Here is a 19,704-nt window from a genome sequence, read left to right on the forward strand (position 1 = left end):
TTAAAGTGAAATAATGCAAAGATTAAAAATAATTAAATCTTTTGAAATATGAGAGGGTTTTTATATTTATATATCTAATTATATATTTAGAGATAATATCTTAAATGAGGTGTAATTCATGTGCAATTATAGAATGGATATAAAGGGTAAAATAAGTTTAAGTGATTATAGCAACATCTTTGATTATATAAATATTGTTGATGTATGTGATAGATTTATGATTTATATGGAGTCTTTAGATGATGATAATATAGGTATTATTTGTTCTATGCTTAAGGACAATAATTTTAATATAAAAAATCAAGGATACGACAATCAGGGGATTTACTATATAAATGCTAAAAAAATAGGTTAGTGAAAGCAAGCCATAATAGTATTTTTTATATAAATAATTGTAAAAGTATATAATTTAAAAATGGTATAACTTTAAATGTGTAAAGGTACGTACATTTATGTTATAATGTACTTTGTGTTAAATAAAATTATTAATAAGCTATAATTTAAGTTGTCATATAATAATTTAACGAAGTGAATTCTAAAGGGCAACTTGTAAGAAGCACTTATAGTTGAATTAATCCATAAGGAACATGGGGGAGGATTTTTTAAATGAAGAATTACGTTGTTGGAATAGATCTAGGGGGAACAAAAATTAGCTGTGCTCTTGCTGATCTAGAAGGAAATGTTAAAGCTCAACATACAACTCCAACTAATGCTCATGAAGGAGAGCAAGCAGTTTTAGATAGAATTATAGGCTGTGTTGAAACTGTAATATGTGAAGGAAAAGTAACTATTGATGAAGTAGAAGCAATAGGTATTGGATCACCAGGACCACTAGATGCTAGAACTGGTATAATAATAACAACTCCAAATTTACCTTTCAAAAACTTCAACTTAGTTTCACCATTAAAAGCTAAGTTTGGTATTCCTGTTTACTTAGATAATGATGCTAACGTAGCTGCTATAGGTGAATTTATGTTAGGTGCTGGAAAAGGTACTGAAAATATGATTTATATAACTGTAAGTACTGGTGTAGGTGGAGGAGCAATCCTTAACGGTAAAATTTACAGAGGAAGTACTTCAAACGCATTAGAAATTGGACATTCAACTGTTGCACCTGGAACTGTAAGATGTAATTGTGGTAACATGGGATGTCTAGAAGCTGTATCATCAGGAACAGCTATTGGTAAAAGAGGAAGAGAGGCAGTTGCTACAAATGTAGAAACAAGCTTAAAAGATTACGACAATGTAACTTCATATGAAGTATTTGTTGAAGCAGCTAAAGGTGATAGAGTTGCAAAATCAATAATAGATGAAGCTTTAAACTACTTAGGAATTGGTGTTGCAAATGCAATAGCAACTTTTGACCCAGACATGGTTGTTATAGGTGGAGGAGTTTCAAAAGCTGGAGAAGTTGTTTTTGAAACAGTTCAAGAAGTTGTTAATGAAAGATGTTTTAAAGCTATGGCTGAGCATTGTAAAATAGTTCCTGCTGGATTAGGAACTGATGCAGGAGTTATTGGAGCAGTAGCTTTAGCATTATTAGAGTGCAAATAATAAATTTATATAAATAAGTTAGAAGTTTTTACTTCTAACTTTATTTTTTTATATATTTTGCTAGACAAATATAATGTTTACATAGTAAAATGTTATAAATTTATAAACTCGCAAATTTAAATAATTAAATACTAGAAAAAAAGGTTATTTTGTGATAAAACTATATTGAAAATGGTAAATTAAGTATGAAGTTAGGTCATAACCACATATTGTGATTATTATAAAGACATTATATAAGTTCATTATATAATGTCTTTTATACTATAAATAACTTCTATACTATAAAACACAATGTTTTAGATAATTATGACTATATAGGTAAAAGTAAGATTTTAAAAAGTATTAAGGTTTCATTTGTAGAAAATAAAAAAATTTTAGAAATTTAAAAATAACTATTGCTAAATAATAATTATTATTATATAATAATGACATAAGGTTGATGAGGAAATACATCAACAAAGAAACACTTAAATAAAGACTTTTAAATTATGATATAAATTGAAATTAGATAAATTGTTTGTTTTGTAGGAGGAATAAGATTATGAAAAAATTTGTTTGTACAGTATGTGGATATGTTTATGAAGGAGAAAAAGCACCAGAAAAATGCCCAGTATGTGGAGTTGGAGCTGACAAATTCGTAGAACAAGGAGAAGACTTAGCATTTGCAGATGAGCACAGAATCGGAGTTGCTAAAGGTGTAGATGAAAGAATAATCGAAGGATTACAAGCTAACTTTGTAGGAGAATGTACAGAAGTAGGAATGTACTTAGCTATGTCAAGACAAGCTGATAGAGAAGGATTCCCAGAAGTTGCAGAAGCTTACCAAAGAATAGCTTTCGAAGAAGCAGAACACGCTGCTAAATTCGCAGAAATGTTAGGAGAAGTTGTAGAAGCTGATACAAAAGCTAACTTACAAGCAAGAGTAAATGCAGAGCATGGAGCTTGCCAAGGTAAAAAAGATTTAGCTACTTTAGCTAAACAATTAAACTTAGATGCAATCCACGACACAGTTCACGAAATGTGTAAAGACGAAGCTAGACACGGAAAAGCTTTCGCTGGATTATTAAACAGATACTTTAAATAAGATATAAAAATTACACGCTTTATAAATTAAAAATTTAATTACTTCCTTATTAGAAGAGATGCCGTAAAGGTATCTCTTTTTACTTATGAATAAAAAGTTTTTTATTATGATATTTTTAATATAAGGTATATAATTATTACAGAGTTAACTGCTTATGATTTTAAATAATCTTTTTAAGTATAATTTTCTTAATACAAATAAGTAAATAACTATTTTTATTTTGCAAAGATAATAGATGGTTATTGGTTAAAGATGATTGTCTTAAAGGATTTTTAAGCATAGATAAAATTTATGTATAAACAAGAGGAATAGAAGGGAGAAGTATTTTTAATATGAAAATATATTTCACAAGACATGGGGAAACTTTATGGAATCTTGAGCATAGATTTCAAGGATGGAAGGATTCTGAGTTAACTGAAAATGGAGTTAAAAGAGCAGAGTTATTAGGAAAGAAATTTAATGATATTAAAATAGATAAGATTTTTACAAGTCCTATAAAAAGAGCAAAGAGAACTGCATACTTAATAAAAGGTGATAAGGATATTGAGGTTGAAGAAGTTGAAGGATTAAAAGAAATAAGTTTTGGAAAGTGGGAAGGAATGACCACTGAAGAGATAAAAAGTCATGATGAATACGTAAATGAATTAGATAATCTATTCAATAAACCATTTTCTTATAAGAGTTTTGAAGGAGAAAATATAAAAGATTTTACAGAAAGACTATTTAAAACTGTAGATGATATAGTAAAAAATAATGAAGATAAGGACATTTTAATAGTTACTCATGGAATGTGTGTAAGATATTTAATAGGATACTTTAAAAATGAATTTGAGGAAAGCAAAATAATAGATTATCCTATATTTCATCAAGCTAGTTATAATGAGGTTGAATGGAATGGAGAAAATTTTGAAGTAATTACTTTGAACAATATTGACCATTATGAATATGATAAATAATATAAGAAGTTTAAATAATTTAATGAATAAAAATTCTAAAATTACACAACTTAATAGTAGACTTGTGCTACAATCTTAAATCTAAAATCTAGTGATTTTTAAATCTACCTTCTTCGATTCTTGGGAAGAGGGGAATAGATTTTAGAAGTAAGATTTTTAAATATTGAGGTGCTTTAAGTAGCACCTCCCTAATCTAAAAGTTATAGCTAAATCAAAATATTAGCTTAAAAGTTTAATGTAAAATGGATATTTAGCTTACTGTAGCTTAGAAAGTAGCAATAAAGTTATAGAAAATTATGCTTTTAGATAATTTATGAGCACATTAAAAATAGGGATACAATTATGTATCCCTATTTTTTTAGTAAATTACTTTTTCACAAATTTTTAAATCTACATTATTATCATTAAAGTATTCAATATATTCATCACTAGGTTTTGCATCTGTTATAACACAATTTAAATCATTAATTTCACAGAAAGTCATTAAAGAAACATGATCAAATTTTGATTGATCAGCTAAAAGGAAACATTCAGCACTTCTAGAGATTGCAGTTTTCTTTATTTTAAATTCTTCTTTAGTAGAATTAGTAACTCCTCTTTTTAGTGAAATACCAGTACAAGCCATGAAGCATTTATTTATATTATAACTTTTTAATATATCTGTGCTATGTAAGCCTGTAAAAGATTGAGTTTTTCTGTTAAGAATTCCTGATAAACAAATTATATTTAAGTTATTGTAGTGAATTCCTTTGCATATAGCTGTAACGCTATTAGTGAAAATAGTTATATCTTTTTTATCTTTTAGGAAATCGATAATATTAACTGTTGTTGTACCAGAATCTAAAAAGATGCTATATCCATCTTCAATAAATTCAGCAGCAGCCTTTCCTAAAGCTAATTTTGAATTGCTATTTTTAACATTTCTTTCTTCAAAAGATACTAACTCTTGATTTTCATTAACCGTCACTCCACCATAGACTTTTTTTATGGTTCCTTTTTCAACTAGAACACTTAAATCCCTTCTTATGGTATTTTTTGATACATCAAACACTTCACATAGTTTGTCAATTGATACGGTTTTGTGATTAATAATGTAATTTTCTACTAGGTCTATTCTTTTTGAACGCATATCTTTCCCTGTTGCCCGTAATATTCTATCAATAATATTAAGTTTAGTTAATTAGTGAGTATAAAATTTAATCTATTTATAATATATAGAGTTTATACTAAAGGTATTGCTTTAATTTCATGATTAACAAATAAAAAATACTAAGAAGATAATCAATATAAACTAAAATTAACTCAAAATATTATATGTGATTAATCTGGATTTAGTACAGCAATTTATTGTAATGATACCTACTGCAACAAGTGTTCATCTCCTTTCATAGGCTTTGTGATTCTATTATAAACGAATTTTTCAGTAAAAGGAAGAGCAATTGTGAAAATATATGAGTAACTTTTGGTTATATTTTTCGTAAATTATGATTATATTTGTAGTAAATATATGAAAAAGTTATTGGCATGTTATGGTTAAGTTGGTATTATTAAAACATAAAGAAAACAAACAGAAAACAAATAGTAAACGTTAACTCATGAGAGGTGATTAAATGGCGAATCAATTTATTATGCCAAAACGTATTATTTCAGGTGAAAATGCTTTAAATGAAAGTAAAGCGTATTTAAAGAGTTTTGGTAAGAGGGTTTTAATAGTTACTGATAAAGTAATGACTGATCTAGGTAATGTAAAGGTTTTGACAGAGGTATTAGATAGTGAGAATATTGAGCACGTTTTATACAATGAAATAAATAGTGAACCTACAGATACTATGATAGAAAAAGGAATTAAGCTTTATAAAGAAAATCAATGTGATTTTCTAATTGGTTTAGGTGGAGGGAGTCCAATAGATTCCACTAAAGCCATTGGAGCTATGATAACAAACGAAGGTAAGATATCTGATTATATGGGGAGAGAAATAGAAAAAGAACTTCCACCATTTGCTGTAATACCAACTACAGCTGGAACAGGTTCAGAAGCTACTCAATTTACAATAATTACAGATACTAAAAATGATGTTAAGATGCTTTTAAAAGGAGCTAACTTATTACCAAACTTAGCAATAGTAGATCCAAGATTTACAATGACAGCACCTGCTAAGATAACAGCAGCTACAGGATTAGATGCTTTAACCCATGCTATAGAGGCTTATACATCTAGAAAGGCACAGCCACTTTCAGATAGTTTTGCAGTTTCAGCTGTAAAAAGAATATTTAAGTACTTACCTATAGCTTTTGATACTCCAAAGGATTTAAAAGCAAGAGAAGAGATGTCAATTGCAGCTTTAGAAGCTGGAATAGCATTTAATAACTCTTCAGTTACAATAGTTCATGGAATGAGTAGACCAATAGGAGCTTTATTCCATGTACCACACGGATTATCAAATGCAATGCTTTTAGAAGCTTGTTTCACATATGTAGTAGATGGTGCTTATGATAGATTTGCTCAGCTAGCTAAAGAAATAAATATAGCTAATGATAATATGAGTAATGAAGAGGCCGCAAAAGCATTTATAGATGAAGTGGTTAAATTAATGGTTAAATTAGAAATACCAACTTTAGAAGAGTTTGGAGTAGATAAAACTAAGTTCTTTGATAATATAGAAAAAATGGCAGCTGACGCTATGGAAAGCGGAAGTCCAAGTAATACAAGAAAGATTATTGAAGTTGATGATGTGATAAAAATCTACAATAATCTTTGGAGGTAATAAATTATGGCATTAGTAAAGATGACTGAGCTTTTAGATGCTGCAAGAGAAGAAAATTATGCAGTGGGAAGTTTCAGTATAGCAAACATGGAAATGGTTAAAGGTGCTTTAAAAGCAGCTGAAGAAATGCATTCCCCGATGATTCTTCAGATTGCTGAGGTTAGATTAACTAATTCCCCATTAGAATTAATCGGACCTTTAATGGTAAGCGCTGCAAAAAATGCTAAGGTGCCAGTAGCAGTTCATTTTGATCATGGCTTGACCTTAGAGAATATAGAAAAGGCTTTAAAGATTGGGTTTACATCAGTAATGATAGATGGATCTCATTTAAGTTTTGATGAAAACGTTAAGATAACTAAGAGGGTAAAAGAATTAGCAGATAAATATGGAGCGGCTATAGAAGCTGAAATTGGACAAGTTGGCGGAAGTGAAGATGGTAGTGAAGATATAAAGATGAAAGTAACTAACGTAGAAGACGCTAAAAGGTTTGTTCAAGAGACTAAAGTTGATGCTTTAGCAGTAGCTATAGGAAATGCTCATGGAGTATATAAAGGAACTCCAAAACTTAGATTTGATGTATTAGAGAATTTGAGAGAAAACATCGAAACACCATTAGTTCTACATGGTGGATCAGGAATAACACCAGAGGACTTTAAAGAGTGTAAAAATAAAGGAATAAGAAAAATAAACATTGCAACTGCAACCTTCAATTCTGTTGAAGAGTCTGTAAGAAAATTATACGTAGATAATGAAAAGAAAGACTATTTCACACTTCAAGCTACAGAGGTTCAGGGAGCTTACGAGAATGTAAAGAAGCATATGGATATTTTTGAAAGTGTAAATAAGGCTTAGGAGATGGGTTAGTATGAGATATATAGAATTTGATGAGAAAAGAAAATTTGATATTGTCCCAGTAGGGAGAGTAGCAATAGATTTTAATCCTACAGATATTCACAAACCATTATCAGAAAGTAGGAATTTCAATAAGTACCTAGGGGGTTCTCCTGCAAATATAGCAGTTGGACTTGCTAGATTAGGAAAAAAGGTTGGATTTATAGGAAAAGTTTCAGATGATAGATTTGGAGAGTTTGTAGTAAATTACTTCAAAAAAGAGGGAATAGATGTATCTGAAATAAGTAAGGCTAAAAATGGTGAATCTTTAGGATTAACATTTACAGAAATATTAAGTCCTACAGAAAGTAGTATTTTAATGTATAGAAATGGTATAGCTGATTTACAATTAGACGTTGATGATATTGACGAAGACTATATTAAAAATACAAAGGCTATAGTTATTTCAGGAACTGCTTTAGCAATGAGTCCTTCAAGAGAGGCTGCATTAAAAGCTTTAAGACTTGCTAAAAAGAATGGAACAGTTGTTATATTTGACGTTGATTACAGAGAATATAATTGGAAAAATAAAGATGAAATAGCAATTTACTATTCAATAGTAGGAAAAGAAAGTGATATCATAATGGGATCAAGAGAAGAGTTTGATCTAATGGAAGGCTTAATAGCTAAGGATAGCACTGATGAAGAAACTGCTAAAAGATGGCTAGATTATGGTAATAAGATAGTAGTAATCAAACATGGTAAAGATGGTTCTACAGCTTATACTAGAGATGGAAAAGCATATAGAATAAAACCTTTCCCAGTAAAACTTTTAAAATCCTTTGGAGGTGGAGATGCTTATGCATCAGCATTTATATATGGAATCTTAGAAGGATGGGACATGATGGATGCTCTTGAGTTTGGAAGTGCCTCAGCAGCAATGTTAGTTGCAAGTCATAGTTGCTCAGAAGACATGCCAACAGTAGAAGCTATTAAAGAATTCATAAAGAAAGAAAAAGAAGAGTATGGAGAAATGGTAGCTAGAAGCTAAGGAGGTTATAACTATGGTAGAAAATATAGGTTTTTCAGAAGATGGGAAAAAGATTGTTACAGAGATTAATGGTAAGCATAGCAGTATGCTAATGGATATAGAAGTTATAAAAATGAAAAAAGGTAATAAAATAGTAATTTTAGAACCTAAAAAGGAAGTTGCAGTACTTCTTATGGAAGGTAAAATAAAATACCTTTGGGAAAATAAAGAGGTTGAAGCTAGCAGAAAAAATGTATTTGAAGAAGAGGGATTTTGTCTACATGTTTGCAAGAATGTAGAAGTTAAAGTTGAGGCATTAGAAGAGGCTGAGATATTAATTCAAAAAGCTGAAAATGATAAAGAATTCTTAGCTAAGCTGTATAGACCTGAGGATGTAATAATCCAAGAATCATCTTTAGATAAATGGGATGGAACTGCAGCTCGTAAGATAAAAACATTCTTTGATTACAGTAATGCACCATATTCAAATATGGTTAATGGGGAAATAGTTTCTTATCCAGGAAGATGGTCAAGCTATATTCCACATGAACATCCACAACCAGAAGTTTATTATTATAAATTTGATAAGCCACAAGGATTTGGAGCTTGCTTTATAGGCGATGAAGCTTACAAAGTTAAAGATGGTGGATATGCAATAATAGAAGGTGGATATACACACCCACAAGCTACTGCTCCAGGATATAGAATGTATTATTGTTGGATGATAAGACATTTAGATGGAAACCCTTGGACAGATAGAATTGATGATCCAGCTCATGTTTGGTTATTAGATGAAAAATAGGAAGGATGAGAAGTTTATGAGAATGACTACAGGCCAAGCGCTAGTAAAATTTTTAGATAATCAATACGTTTCTTTTGATGGTAAAGAAGAAAAATTTGTTGATGGGATATTCACTATATTTGGACATGGTATTGTAGTTGGATTGGGAGAAGCTTTATATGAAAATCCAGGTGAACTTAAAGTTTATCAAGGAAGAAATGAGCAAGGTATGGCTCATGTTTCAACAGCTTTCGCAAAACAAAACAATCGTAGAAAAATAATAGCTTGTTCAAGTTCAGTTGGCCCTGGAGCTGCTAATATGGTTACTGCAGCAGCTACAGCAACAGTGAATAATATACCATTATTATTATTACCAGGAGATTCATTTGCTACAAGACAACCAGATCCTGTACTTCAACAGATAGAACAGTCCTATAATTTAGGAATAACAACAAATGACGCATTTAAGCCAGTTTGTAAGTATTGGGATAGAATAAATAGACCAGAGCAACTTATGTCAGCAATGATAAATGCTATGAGAGTATTAACAGATCCTGCTGAAACAGGTGCTGTTTGTATAGCATTACCACAAGATGTTCAAGGAGAAGCTTATGACTTCCCAGAATATTTCTTTAAGAAAAGGGTTCATAGGATAACTAGACCTCTAGCTGTACAAGAAGAGTTTGAAGAGGCATTAGATATAATAATGAATAAAAAGAAACCTATAATAATTTGTGGTGGTGGAGTTAGATACTCAGAAGCAGGGGAAGCTTTAGTTGATTTTGCAGAGGAGTTTAATATTCCAATATGCGAAACACAAGCAGGTAAGAGTGCTATTAAATCAAGTCACCCATTAAATTTAGGTGGTATAGGGGTTACTGGTAACCTTGCTGCAAATATGATTGCTAAAGATGCTGATTTAGTAATTGGTGTTGGAACAAGATTCTCAGACTTCACAACTTCATCAAAATCATTATTTAAGAATCCAGAAGTTGATTTTATAACTGTAAACGTATCAAAATTCCATGGTGAAAAAATGGATGCTCACAAGATAATAGGTGATGCAAAGGTATGTATAGAAGAATTACAAGCTATGTTAGAAGCAAATAACTATGAATCATCTTATGAAGATGAAATAGTAAATGCTAAAAAAGCTTGGAAAGAAGAGATGAAGAGATTAACAAATATTAAATATGATGAAAACTTTGAAGCTTTAATAAAACCTAAGAGAGAAGGATGCATAGAAGAGTTTAGTGTATTAACAGGAGGTTTAATCACTCAAACAGCTGCTTTAGGAGTTATTAGAGAAACAATAGATGATGATGCCATAGTAGTTGGAGCTGCTGGAAGTTTACCAGGAGATCTTCAAAGAATGTGGGAAACAGATGTTAGAGATTCATACCACATGGAATATGGATATTCATGTATGGGATATGAAATAGCAGCTACATTAGGAGCTAAGTTAGCAGAGCCAGAAAGAGAAGTTTACTCAATGGTTGGTGATGGAAGTTACTTAATGCTTCATTCAGAGATGGTAACAGCTATGCAAGAGCAAAAGAAGATAAATATACTTTTATTTGATAACTGTGGATTTGGATGTATAAACAATCTACAAATGTCAAATGGTATAGGAAGCCTTGCTACAGAGTTTAGATATAGAGATGAAAATGGTAAGTTAGAAGGGGGATTAATCCCTATAGATTTTGCTAAGGTAGCTAGTGGGTATGGATTGAAAACATATTCAGTAAAAACTTTAGCTCAATTAAAAGAAGCTTTAGAAGATGCTAAAAAGCAAAAGGTTTCAACTTTAATAGACATAAAGGTGTTACCAAAAACAATGACAGATGGCTATGATGCATGGTGGCATGTTGGAATAGCTGGAGAATCAAAAATTGATGGTGTAAATAAGGCGTTTGAGAACAAAGAGAAAAATTTAAAAGCCGCTAGAAGATATTAAAATATTTAAAGCAATTTTACTTTATATTATTTTGAAAATAAATTTAAATTTTAAAAGATGATGGAGGAAATGGTCATGATTAATATTGGTGTTATTGGAGCAGGAAGAATAGGAAGAATTCATGCTCAATCTATTCAAGAAAAAGTACAAGGAGCTCAAGTTAAAACTATAGCAGATGTATTTGAAGAATCAGCTAAAAAAGCTGCTGAGGAATTTAAAATTCCAAACTATACAGGAGATTACATGGAAATCTTAAACGATCCAGAAATTGATGCTGTAATAATATGTTCATCAACAGATACTCACTCAAAAATATCAATTGAAGCTGCTGAAAGAGGTAAACACATATTCTGTGAAAAACCTATAGATTACGATGTTGCTAAAATTGAAAAAACTTTAGAAGCTGTTAAAAAAGCTGGAGTAAAATATCAAGTTGGATTCAATAGAAGATTTGACCACAACTTTGCTAAATTAAAAGAACTTATAGAAGAAGGTAAAATAGGAAATCCACACATAATAAAAATTACTTCAAGAGATCCACAAGCTCCACCAATAGAATACGTAAAAGTTTCAGGTGGTATGTTCTTAGATATGACAATTCATGATTTTGATATGGCTGCATTCTTAAGTGGAAGTAGAATTTCAGAAGTATATGTACAAGGTGCATGTATGGTAAATCCTGAAATAGGAGAAGCTGGAGATGTTGATACAGCAATTATATCTTTAAAATTTGAAAACGGATGCATAGGTGTAATAGATAATAGTAGAGAAGCTGCTTATGGATATGACCAACGTGTTGAAGTATTTGGTGGAAAAGGATATGTAATGGCTGATAATGACTCAGATACAACAGTTACAATAGCTTCAGTTGATGGTATCGTTGGAGAAAAACCAAAATATTTCTTCTTAGAAAGATACATGGATGCCTATGTTAATGAAATGCAACAGTTTATAAACTGCTTAGTTAATGATACTGAAGTTCCAGTTGGAGCTAATGAAGGATTATATTCAGTTTTAGTTGGACTAGCTGCTACTAAATCATTAAAAGAAGGTAGACCAGTTAAAATAGAATACTAATATTAAAAATGAGAATTAAAATGGTATAAAAAATTAAAGGTATAAATAAGTTTTGGTCAGAAGAGCTAAATGGGAGTTAGCTTTTCTGACAAATACAAAGGTAATGGGGGAATAGAGAATGTTTAATTCAAATGTAAAATTAGGAATAGCACCAATAGCATGGACAAATGATGACATGCCAGACTTAGGAAAAGAAAATACTTTCGAACAATGTATAAGTGAAATGGCTTTAGCAGGATTTAAAGGATCAGAAGTTGGAAACAAATATCCAAGAGATGTTAAAGTTCTTAAAAAAGCTTTAGAATTAAGAGATATGGAAATAGCAAGTGCTTGGTTCAGTGCATTTTTAACAACTAAACCATATGAAGAAACTGAAAAAGCATTTATAGAACATAGGGATTTCCTTAATGCTATGGGAGCAAAGGTAATCGTAGTATCAGAACAAGGACATAGCATACAAGGTCAAATGGAAACACCAATATTTGATGGAAAATATGTTTTAAATGAAGAAGAGTGGAAAACACTTGCTGAAGGTTTAAATAAATTAGGAGCTTTAGCAAAAGAAAAAGGAATGAAGCTTGTTTACCACCATCATATGGGTACAGTAGTACAAACAACTGAAGAAATAGATAAATTAATGGACTTAACAGATGAAAATTTAGTTTACTTATTATTTGATTCAGGTCATTTAGTTTACTCAGGTGAAGATGCTTTAGAAGTATTAAAGAAATACGTAAATAGAGTAAAACATGTTCACTTAAAAGATATAAGAAAAGAAAAAGTAGAAGAAGTTAAAAGAGACAAGTTAAGCTTCTTACAAGGAGTAAGAAAAGGAGCATTCACAGTTCCTGGAGATGGAGATATAGATTTTGAACCAATATTCAAAGTTCTTGATGATAATAACTATGAAGGATATTTATTAGTAGAAGCAGAACAAGATCCAGCAATAGCAAATCCATTAGAATATGCAATAAAAGCAAGAAAATATATAAAAGAAAAAACTAACCTTTAATAAATTTGGTCAATAATGAATTTTAGGTAACAGCATAATTAAATTATGCTGTTACCACAAAATAGGGTAGGGGGAGAATTTATGTTCATATTTTTGAGTTTTGCAATATTCTTAGTAGCTGTATTCGCTATTGCTTGGTATAAAGCTAAAGGCACTGATAATACAGAAACAGCAACAGGATATTTCTTAGCAGGAAGAGGATTAAGCGGTCCTGTAATCGCTGCAACAATGATACTTACAAATCTTTCAACTGAACAGATCATAGGTCTTAATGGTCAAAGTTATGCTACCAATATGGGACCAATGGCATGGGAAGTTACATCATGCGTAGCACTTATAACACTAGCTCTTATATTCTTACCAAGATATTTAAAAGGTGGAATCACAACAATCCCAGATTATTTAGAAGAGAGATTTGATAGCACAACTAAAAGAATAGTTTCAATTTTATTCTTAGTTAGTTATGTTGTAACTTACATACCTACAGTTTTATATTCAGGTGGACTAGTTTTAAATCAGATTTTTGGTATATCAGATTTATTAGGAATAAGTACATTCCAAGCTGTAGCATTAACTGGATTTTTATTAGGGGTAGTAGGTGCTATATATACAGTTCTTGGAGGTATGAAACTAGCAGCATTCTCTGATACTGTAAATGGAATTGGCTTATTAATCGGAGGTCTTTTAGTACCTATATTAGGAATATTATTACTTGGAAATGGAGATTTTGTTGGAGGATTTGAAATAATAATTGCAACTCCAGAAAAGCTTAATGCTATTAACCCAGCAAATGCACAATCACCATTAATTCCATGGCCTGTATTATTCACTGGATTATTATTTAATAACTTATTCTATTGGTGTACAAACCAATCAATAGTACAAAAAGCATTAGGAGCTAGTAGTTTAAAAGAAGCTCAAAAAGGTGCTATACTTGCAGGATTAATTAAGGTTTTAACTCCAGCAATACTTGTATTCCCTGGAATCATAGCTTTTGCTAAATATGGAGATGCATTACCAAATGCGGATATGGCATATCCAACATTATTGCTTGATGTATTACCAAAACCTTTATTAGGAATATTTGCAGCAATTTTATTTGGAGCTGCCATGAGTTCATTAAATGGTGCTATGAACAGTTCATCAACACTATTTACTTTAGATTTATACAAACCTATCATAAATCCAGAGGCTTCAGATAAACAACTTGTAAAAGTAGGACAAAAATTTATTATAGTGGTATCAGTTATATCAGTTATAGTTGCTCCATTTATCCTATATGCTCCATCTGGATTATATAACTTCTTACAAGAGTGTAATGGATACTTTAACGTTCCGATATTAGCGTGTGTAATAGTTGGATTCTTTACAAAGAGAGTTCCAAGTCTTGCTGCTAAAGCAGTATTCGTAGTGCACATTGTTTTGTATACGTTATCAAAATTCTTCTTATCAGATATACACTTCTTATACGTACTAGGTGTGTTACTACCAATAGGTGTAATTGTAATGCTTATAATAGGTAAGATAAAACCAAGAGAAACAGATTTTGTTCAAGCTGATAAGGCATTAATAGATATGACTCCTTGGAAATATGCAAAACCAGCATCATTAGCTGTAGTTCTTGTTATGGCATTTATATATCTATTATTCTCACCTATAGGATTAGCTTAAAGTTAATAAATATAAGGTATAAAGGGTTAAGAATGAACCTTAATGCAATAAAATTTTGTTAGATATTATGGTTTTGGAGGGGATAAAATGAAAAAGATAAATTTTGGTATTGTTGGTTTAGGAAGATTAGGAAGAGCTCATGCTGAAAACCTAGCTTTTAAAATTCCAAATGCTAATCTTTTAGCAGTTTGTTCAATAGATAAGAGTCAAGTTGATGAAGTTCAAAAGGCATGGAATATTCCATATGGATATACTGACTTTGATGAAATGTTAAAAAATAAAGAGTTAGATGCTATATTTATAGCATCACCATCAGGATTCCATTGTGAACAAATAGAAAAAGCTTTAGATGCAGGTTTCCATGTATTTAGTGAAAAACCTCTTGGACTGTATTTAGATGATGCAGTTAGAGCTATGAAGGCAGTTAACTCACATCCAAATCAAATATTTATGTTAGGTTTTATGAGAAGATATGATAAATCATATGCCTACGCTAAGAAAAAAATAGAAGAAGGTGCTATAGGTAAACCTGTACTAGTTAGATGTTATGGATTAGATCCAGCTAAGGCTTTACCAAGCTTCTTAAAGTTTGCAAAAGATAGCTATAGTGGTGGATTATTCTTAGATATGGCAATTCATGATATAGATTTAGCTAGATGGTATCTAGATTCAGAAGCAGATGAATTGTGGGCTATAGGTGGAGCTTATGGACATAAGGAGTTTGATGAAATAAATGATGCTGAAACTGGGGCAGCCATGGTTAAATTTAAAAATGGAACAATGGCATTACTTGTTGCTGGAAGAAACTGTGCTCATGGTTATCACATAGAAACTGAGATCATAGGAACTGAAGGTACATTAAGAATTGGAACAACTCCAGATAAAAACTTAGTTACAGTATTTGATAGTAGAGGAGTTAATAAGGAATGTGCAGGGGGATTCTTAGAAAGATTCGAAGATGCATATTTAGCTGAAGTTAAAGAATTTGTTGACTGCGTATTAGAAAATAGAAAGCCAGCAGTAACTGTTGAAGATGGCGTTTTATCTACTATTGTTGGATACGCTTGTAAAGAGTCTTTTGAGACTGGAGAATTAGTAAAGGTTAATTACGAAGGTTATGATAAATTAATAAAATAGCCGCCTAATACTCAATAAATATCTTTGTATTAGGAAGCTTTAGAATATATTGAATATAAAGTTCAATTACTTTAAAGAGCTTCCTAATATATATGATTAAAGAGTATTTTATATAAATTGCTTATTAATGTAGGATGTTTCATAGTTTTTTATCAATGTAAAAATTCAACCTTCTCCTTAGCATGGTAAACTTGGAATATTGTCTAAAGGTTACATCCTACATTTTTAAATTAAAAATCTAATAACTTTAAATTAAAAGATGGTTATTTATCATTGAGGAAGTTAAGTTTTACTTAGCACTTTAGTGATTTAAACTAATAAATAAAAATCAGCCAAATAAAAACATAATATATATAAATAAAGGAGAATAAATGCAAAAAAAAGATATAAATTTAATTTCAGACATGGCAGTTAATAAGTTTAAGTTTGCAGATAGAGCTCCTATAAAGTATTTTTTTAGAGCTATAGTTGCAGGATTTTTCCTAGTAGTAGCCATAATTCTTTCATATACTACTGGAGCGGTTTTAAATAATTCATATCCAGAGATAGCAAGAATAATGGTAGCTGCAACCTTCTCTTTAGCATTAGGGCTTATTGCTTTTATTGGAGGAGAGCTCTTTACAGGAAATAACTTAGTCATGTCAATTGGGATATACAACAATGAGTGTACCTTAACTATGGCATTAAAAGTTTGGTTTATGAGTTATTTAGGAAATTTTATAGGATCTATATTATTAGGGTTTTTATTTGTTAAGAGTGGAGCATCTATGGATTTAATTAAGGATTATGCTAAAGGTATAGTTGATATAAAACTTAATTTACCTGCTCTTGAACTCTTTTTAAGAGGTATGCTTTGTAACTTCATGGTTTGTATAGCATTTCTAAGCACAATAAAAATGAAATCTGAAACAGGCAAATTAATAATTATGTTCTGGTGTATATTTGCATTTGTTATCGCTGGTTTTGAACACAGCATTGCTAATATGGGAATATTCTCTATAACTTATTTCGCCTCAGGTGATGTAAGTTTACCACTTGTTTTCCGTAATTTATTTTGGGTTACATTGGGAAATATGGTAGGAGGGGGAGTGTTATTAGCATTGCCACTTAAATTTATGAGCATGGAATAACTTTTATGGATTAACTAACTTCCTTACCTGTTAATTATAATTTTTATTTAGCATATAAAAACAATGATTTTTAAAAATTACCACCTTTTAAAATTATTGATTTTAATAAATTATTACACTGAAAATTAAATACCTAATTTACTTTAATATATAAATTTAAAACTTAGAAATTTATATTAACAGGAAAAATCTAAAAAAATATATATAGGGTTGAAAGGAAGTAGAGTTTTTATGGAAAATATTATTTTTAATGAATCAAATGGAATTGCTGAGGTAATTATAAATAGACCTAAAGCATTAAATGCCTTAAACAATCAAACTATAACTGAACTTGGTGAAGTTATAAATGAAATTTCAAAAAGAAAAGATATAAAAACTGTAATTATAACAGGAGCAGGGGAAAAGGCTTTTGTAGCTGGTGCAGATATTGTTGAAATGAAAGATTTAAATTCAATGGAAGCAAGAGATTTTTCAAGATTAGCTCAGAAGGTATTTTCAGATATAGAAAATATGCCACAAATTGTAATAGCTGCTGTTAATGGATATGCATTAGGAGGTGGATGTGAGCTTTCAATGGCTTGTGATATAAGATTAGCTTCTAAGAAAGCTAAATTTGGACAACCAGAAGTTAATTTAGGAATTCTTCCAGGTTTTGCAGGAACTCAAAGACTTCCAAGATTAGTTGGGAAAGGAATAGCTAAAGAGCTTATATTCTCAACAGATATGATTGATGCTGAAGAAGCACATAGAATAGGACTTGCTAATAAGGTTTATGAGTCAGAAGAGTTAATGGATAAGGCAAGAGAATTAGCTAATAAGATAATGAGTAAGAGTCCAGTAGGAGTTAGATTAGCTAAGGCAGCAATAAACAATGGCTTAAACATGGATACTGAATCAGCATATAACTATGAGGCAGATTTATTTGCTTTATGTTTCTCAACAGAAGATCAATTAGAAGGTATGAATGCCTTTGTTGATAAGAGAAAAGCTGATTTTAAAGATAAATAAGACTACTTTGAATATATAAAATTCTAATAAGTTTATAAGAATTAAAACAGCAATTAAGTTTATGTAACTTATATTAATCTACCCACGAAAGGATTGTTATGTATGGTAAGAGTTAGTTTTTTAAAACCATGTGAAGTAGCGGAATTTGTTAAAGATGGAGATACTATAGTGACAGAAGGATTTGTTGCTAGCTGTTGCCCTGAATCCTTGACTAAGGCTTTAGAAAAACGTTTTTTAGAAACTGGTCATCCAAGAAATTTAACTTTGATGTATTCTGCAGCACAAGGAAATAGAGATGGAAGTGGAGCAGATCATTTTGCTCACAAAGGAATGACAAAAAGAGTAATAGCAGGTCATTGGAACATGGCTCCAAAGCTTGGGAAAATGGCTGTTGAAAATGAAATAGAGGCATATAATTTGCCGCAGGGAACTTTAGCTCAATTATTTAGAGATATAGCTGGTAAGAGAGTTGGAACTATAACTCATGTAGGATTAAATACCTTTGTTGATCCTAGAATAAGTGGAGGAAAGTTAAACGAAGTTACTAAAGAGGATATAGTTAAGCTTATTGAGATTGAGGGAGAAGAAAAGCTTCTTTATAAATCTTTTCCAATAGATGTTTGCTTCCTAAGAGGTTCATCAGCAGACGAATGTGGAAATGTAACTTTAGATAGAGAGGTGGCAACATTAGATGTTACTTCAATTGCTCAAGCTTGTAAAAACAACGGAGGAAAAGTTTTTGTACAAGTTGAGAGAGTGGTATCAGGGGGATGTTTAGACCCTAGACTTGTTAAGATTCCAGGAATATATGTTGATGGAATTGTTTTAGCTGAGCCATGTGATCATGAACAATGTTTAGGAATGAAATTTAATCCAGCTTATACAGGAGAAGTTAGAATTCCATTAAGCAGCATAGAAAAAGCACCTTTAAATGCAAGAAAAATAATTGCAAGAAGAGCAGCTATGGAGCTTAAGAAGGATACAATAGTTAACTTAGGAATTGGTATACCAGAAGTTATATCACTTGTTGCCAATGAAGAAGGTATTGGAGATTATATGACACTTACAGTTGAATCTGGTCCTGTTGGAGGAGTACCTCAAGGGGGAGCTGCCTTTGGAGCTTGTATAAATCCAGATGCTATTTTAGATCAGCCTTATCAATTTGATTTTTATGATGGGGGTGGAGTTGATTTAGCATTTTTAGGATTAGCTCAAGCTGATAGAAATGGAAATATAAACGTAAGTAAATTTGGACCTCGTATAGCAGGATGTGGAGGATTTATAAACATAACACAAAATGCTAAAAAGGTTATATTCTGTGGTACTTTCACAGCTTCAGGATTAAAAGTAGAAACTGGAGATGGAAAGCTTCATATAATTCAAGAAGGTAAATCAAATAAATTCCTTGAAGATGTTGAGCAGATAACTTTCAGTGGAGAGTATGCTAATAAAACTAATCAGCCAGTTATGTATATAACTGAAAGAGCTGTATTTGAATTAAGGAATGATGGATTACATTTAACAGAAATTGCTCCAGGAGTTAATCTTGAAGAAGATATTTTAGCTCACATGGACTTTGTTCCTAATATAGATGAACCACTTAAGCTTATGGATGAAAGAATATTCTACGATAAGCTTATGGGACTTAAATAAAAATAGTAAGATCTTAGATTATTAATGAAATTAATCTAGAATTAAATGATTTAAAGAG

17 protein-coding genes are annotated in these 19,704 nt (G+C 30.8%); 16 read left to right on the forward strand and 1 reads right to left on the reverse strand.

The annotated features are described in order from the left end of the window. Positions 1–118: 118 nt before the first annotated feature. From CPF_RS00420 to CPF_RS00435, 4 genes are all read left to right on the forward strand, one after another. A complete protein-coding gene (locus CPF_RS00420; protein ID WP_003449485.1) occupies positions 119–355 on the forward strand; it encodes a hypothetical protein in 237 nt (78 codons plus the stop codon). Positions 356–606: 251 nt separating this feature from the next. Then, entirely contained in the window at positions 607–1,554 is a 948-nt protein-coding gene (locus CPF_RS00425) for an ROK family protein (protein ID WP_003459920.1), read from the forward strand. Between the two features lie 541 nt (positions 1,555–2,095). Then, positions 2,096–2,638, forward strand: a complete 543-nt coding sequence (locus CPF_RS00430; RefSeq protein ID WP_003472992.1) for an NADH peroxidase — start codon at positions 2,096–2,098, stop codon at positions 2,636–2,638. A gap of 332 nt (positions 2,639–2,970) precedes the next feature. Continuing rightward, entirely contained in the window at positions 2,971–3,594 is a 624-nt protein-coding gene (locus tag CPF_RS00435) for a histidine phosphatase family protein (protein ID WP_003459940.1), read from the forward strand. 358 nt (positions 3,595–3,952) lie between these two features. On the opposite strand, the gene CPF_RS00440 is transcribed toward CPF_RS00435, so the two are convergent. Next, positions 3,953–4,723, reverse strand: coding sequence for a DeoR/GlpR family DNA-binding transcription regulator (locus CPF_RS00440; RefSeq protein WP_011590050.1), 771 nt, complete (start codon positions 4,721–4,723; stop codon positions 3,953–3,955). A gap of 481 nt (positions 4,724–5,204) precedes the next feature. Between CPF_RS00440 and CPF_RS00445 the strand changes: the two genes are divergently transcribed. The 12 genes from CPF_RS00445 to CPF_RS00500 all read left to right on the forward strand — a co-directional run bounded on the left by CPF_RS00445 (position 5,205) and on the right by CPF_RS00500 (position 19,646). Continuing rightward, positions 5,205–6,359, forward strand: a complete 1,155-nt coding sequence (locus tag CPF_RS00445) for an iron-containing alcohol dehydrogenase (protein WP_003459942.1) — start codon at positions 5,205–5,207, stop codon at positions 6,357–6,359. A gap of 6 nt (positions 6,360–6,365) precedes the next feature. Then, positions 6,366–7,211, forward strand: coding sequence for a class II fructose-bisphosphate aldolase (locus tag CPF_RS00450; RefSeq protein WP_011590051.1), 846 nt, complete (start codon positions 6,366–6,368; stop codon positions 7,209–7,211). Positions 7,212–7,224: 13 nt separating this feature from the next. Beyond that, a complete protein-coding gene (iolC, locus tag CPF_RS00455; RefSeq protein WP_003448561.1) occupies positions 7,225–8,241 on the forward strand; it encodes a 5-dehydro-2-deoxygluconokinase in 1,017 nt (338 codons plus the stop codon). Positions 8,242–8,254: 13 nt separating this feature from the next. Continuing rightward, positions 8,255–9,022: a 5-deoxy-glucuronate isomerase gene (locus CPF_RS00460; protein WP_011590052.1), complete on the forward strand. Its 768-nt coding sequence runs from the start codon at positions 8,255–8,257 to the stop codon at positions 9,020–9,022. A gap of 16 nt (positions 9,023–9,038) precedes the next feature. Then, entirely contained in the window at positions 9,039–10,958 is a 1,920-nt protein-coding gene (gene iolD, locus CPF_RS00465; protein WP_003459928.1) for a 3D-(3,5/4)-trihydroxycyclohexane-1,2-dione acylhydrolase (decyclizing), read from the forward strand. A 75-nt stretch (positions 10,959–11,033) separates the two neighbouring features. Beyond that, the gene (iolG, locus tag CPF_RS00470) at positions 11,034–12,035 is read left to right on the forward strand and encodes an inositol 2-dehydrogenase (RefSeq protein WP_003459931.1); all 1,002 of its coding nucleotides are present in this window, start codon (positions 11,034–11,036) and stop codon (positions 12,033–12,035) included. Between the two features lie 118 nt (positions 12,036–12,153). After that, positions 12,154–13,047, forward strand: a complete 894-nt coding sequence (iolE, locus tag CPF_RS00475) for a myo-inosose-2 dehydratase (RefSeq protein ID WP_003459953.1) — start codon at positions 12,154–12,156, stop codon at positions 13,045–13,047. An 81-nt stretch (positions 13,048–13,128) separates the two neighbouring features. After that, positions 13,129–14,718, forward strand: coding sequence for a solute:sodium symporter family transporter (locus CPF_RS00480; protein ID WP_003448574.1), 1,590 nt, complete (start codon positions 13,129–13,131; stop codon positions 14,716–14,718). A gap of 87 nt (positions 14,719–14,805) precedes the next feature. Then, positions 14,806–15,855, forward strand: coding sequence for a Gfo/Idh/MocA family oxidoreductase (locus CPF_RS00485; protein ID WP_003459929.1), 1,050 nt, complete (start codon positions 14,806–14,808; stop codon positions 15,853–15,855). 371 nt (positions 15,856–16,226) lie between these two features. Further along, positions 16,227–16,985 carry a formate/nitrite transporter family protein gene (locus CPF_RS00490; protein ID WP_003459947.1) on the forward strand — a complete coding sequence of 253 codons (759 nt, stop codon included), beginning with the start codon at positions 16,227–16,229 and terminating at the stop codon, positions 16,983–16,985. 231 nt (positions 16,986–17,216) lie between these two features. Beyond that, positions 17,217–17,993: a short-chain-enoyl-CoA hydratase gene (locus CPF_RS00495; RefSeq protein WP_003448562.1), complete on the forward strand. Its 777-nt coding sequence runs from the start codon at positions 17,217–17,219 to the stop codon at positions 17,991–17,993. Positions 17,994–18,095: 102 nt separating this feature from the next. Continuing rightward, complete coding sequence (locus CPF_RS00500) at positions 18,096–19,646, forward strand: acyl CoA:acetate/3-ketoacid CoA transferase (protein ID WP_003459955.1); 1,551 nt, start codon at positions 18,096–18,098, stop codon at positions 19,644–19,646. Positions 19,647–19,704: the final 58 nt, after the last annotated feature.

Source organism: Clostridium perfringens ATCC 13124 (genome assembly GCF_000013285.1).
GTDB classification, from domain to species: Bacteria; Bacillota; Clostridia; order Clostridiales; family Clostridiaceae; genus Sarcina; species Sarcina perfringens.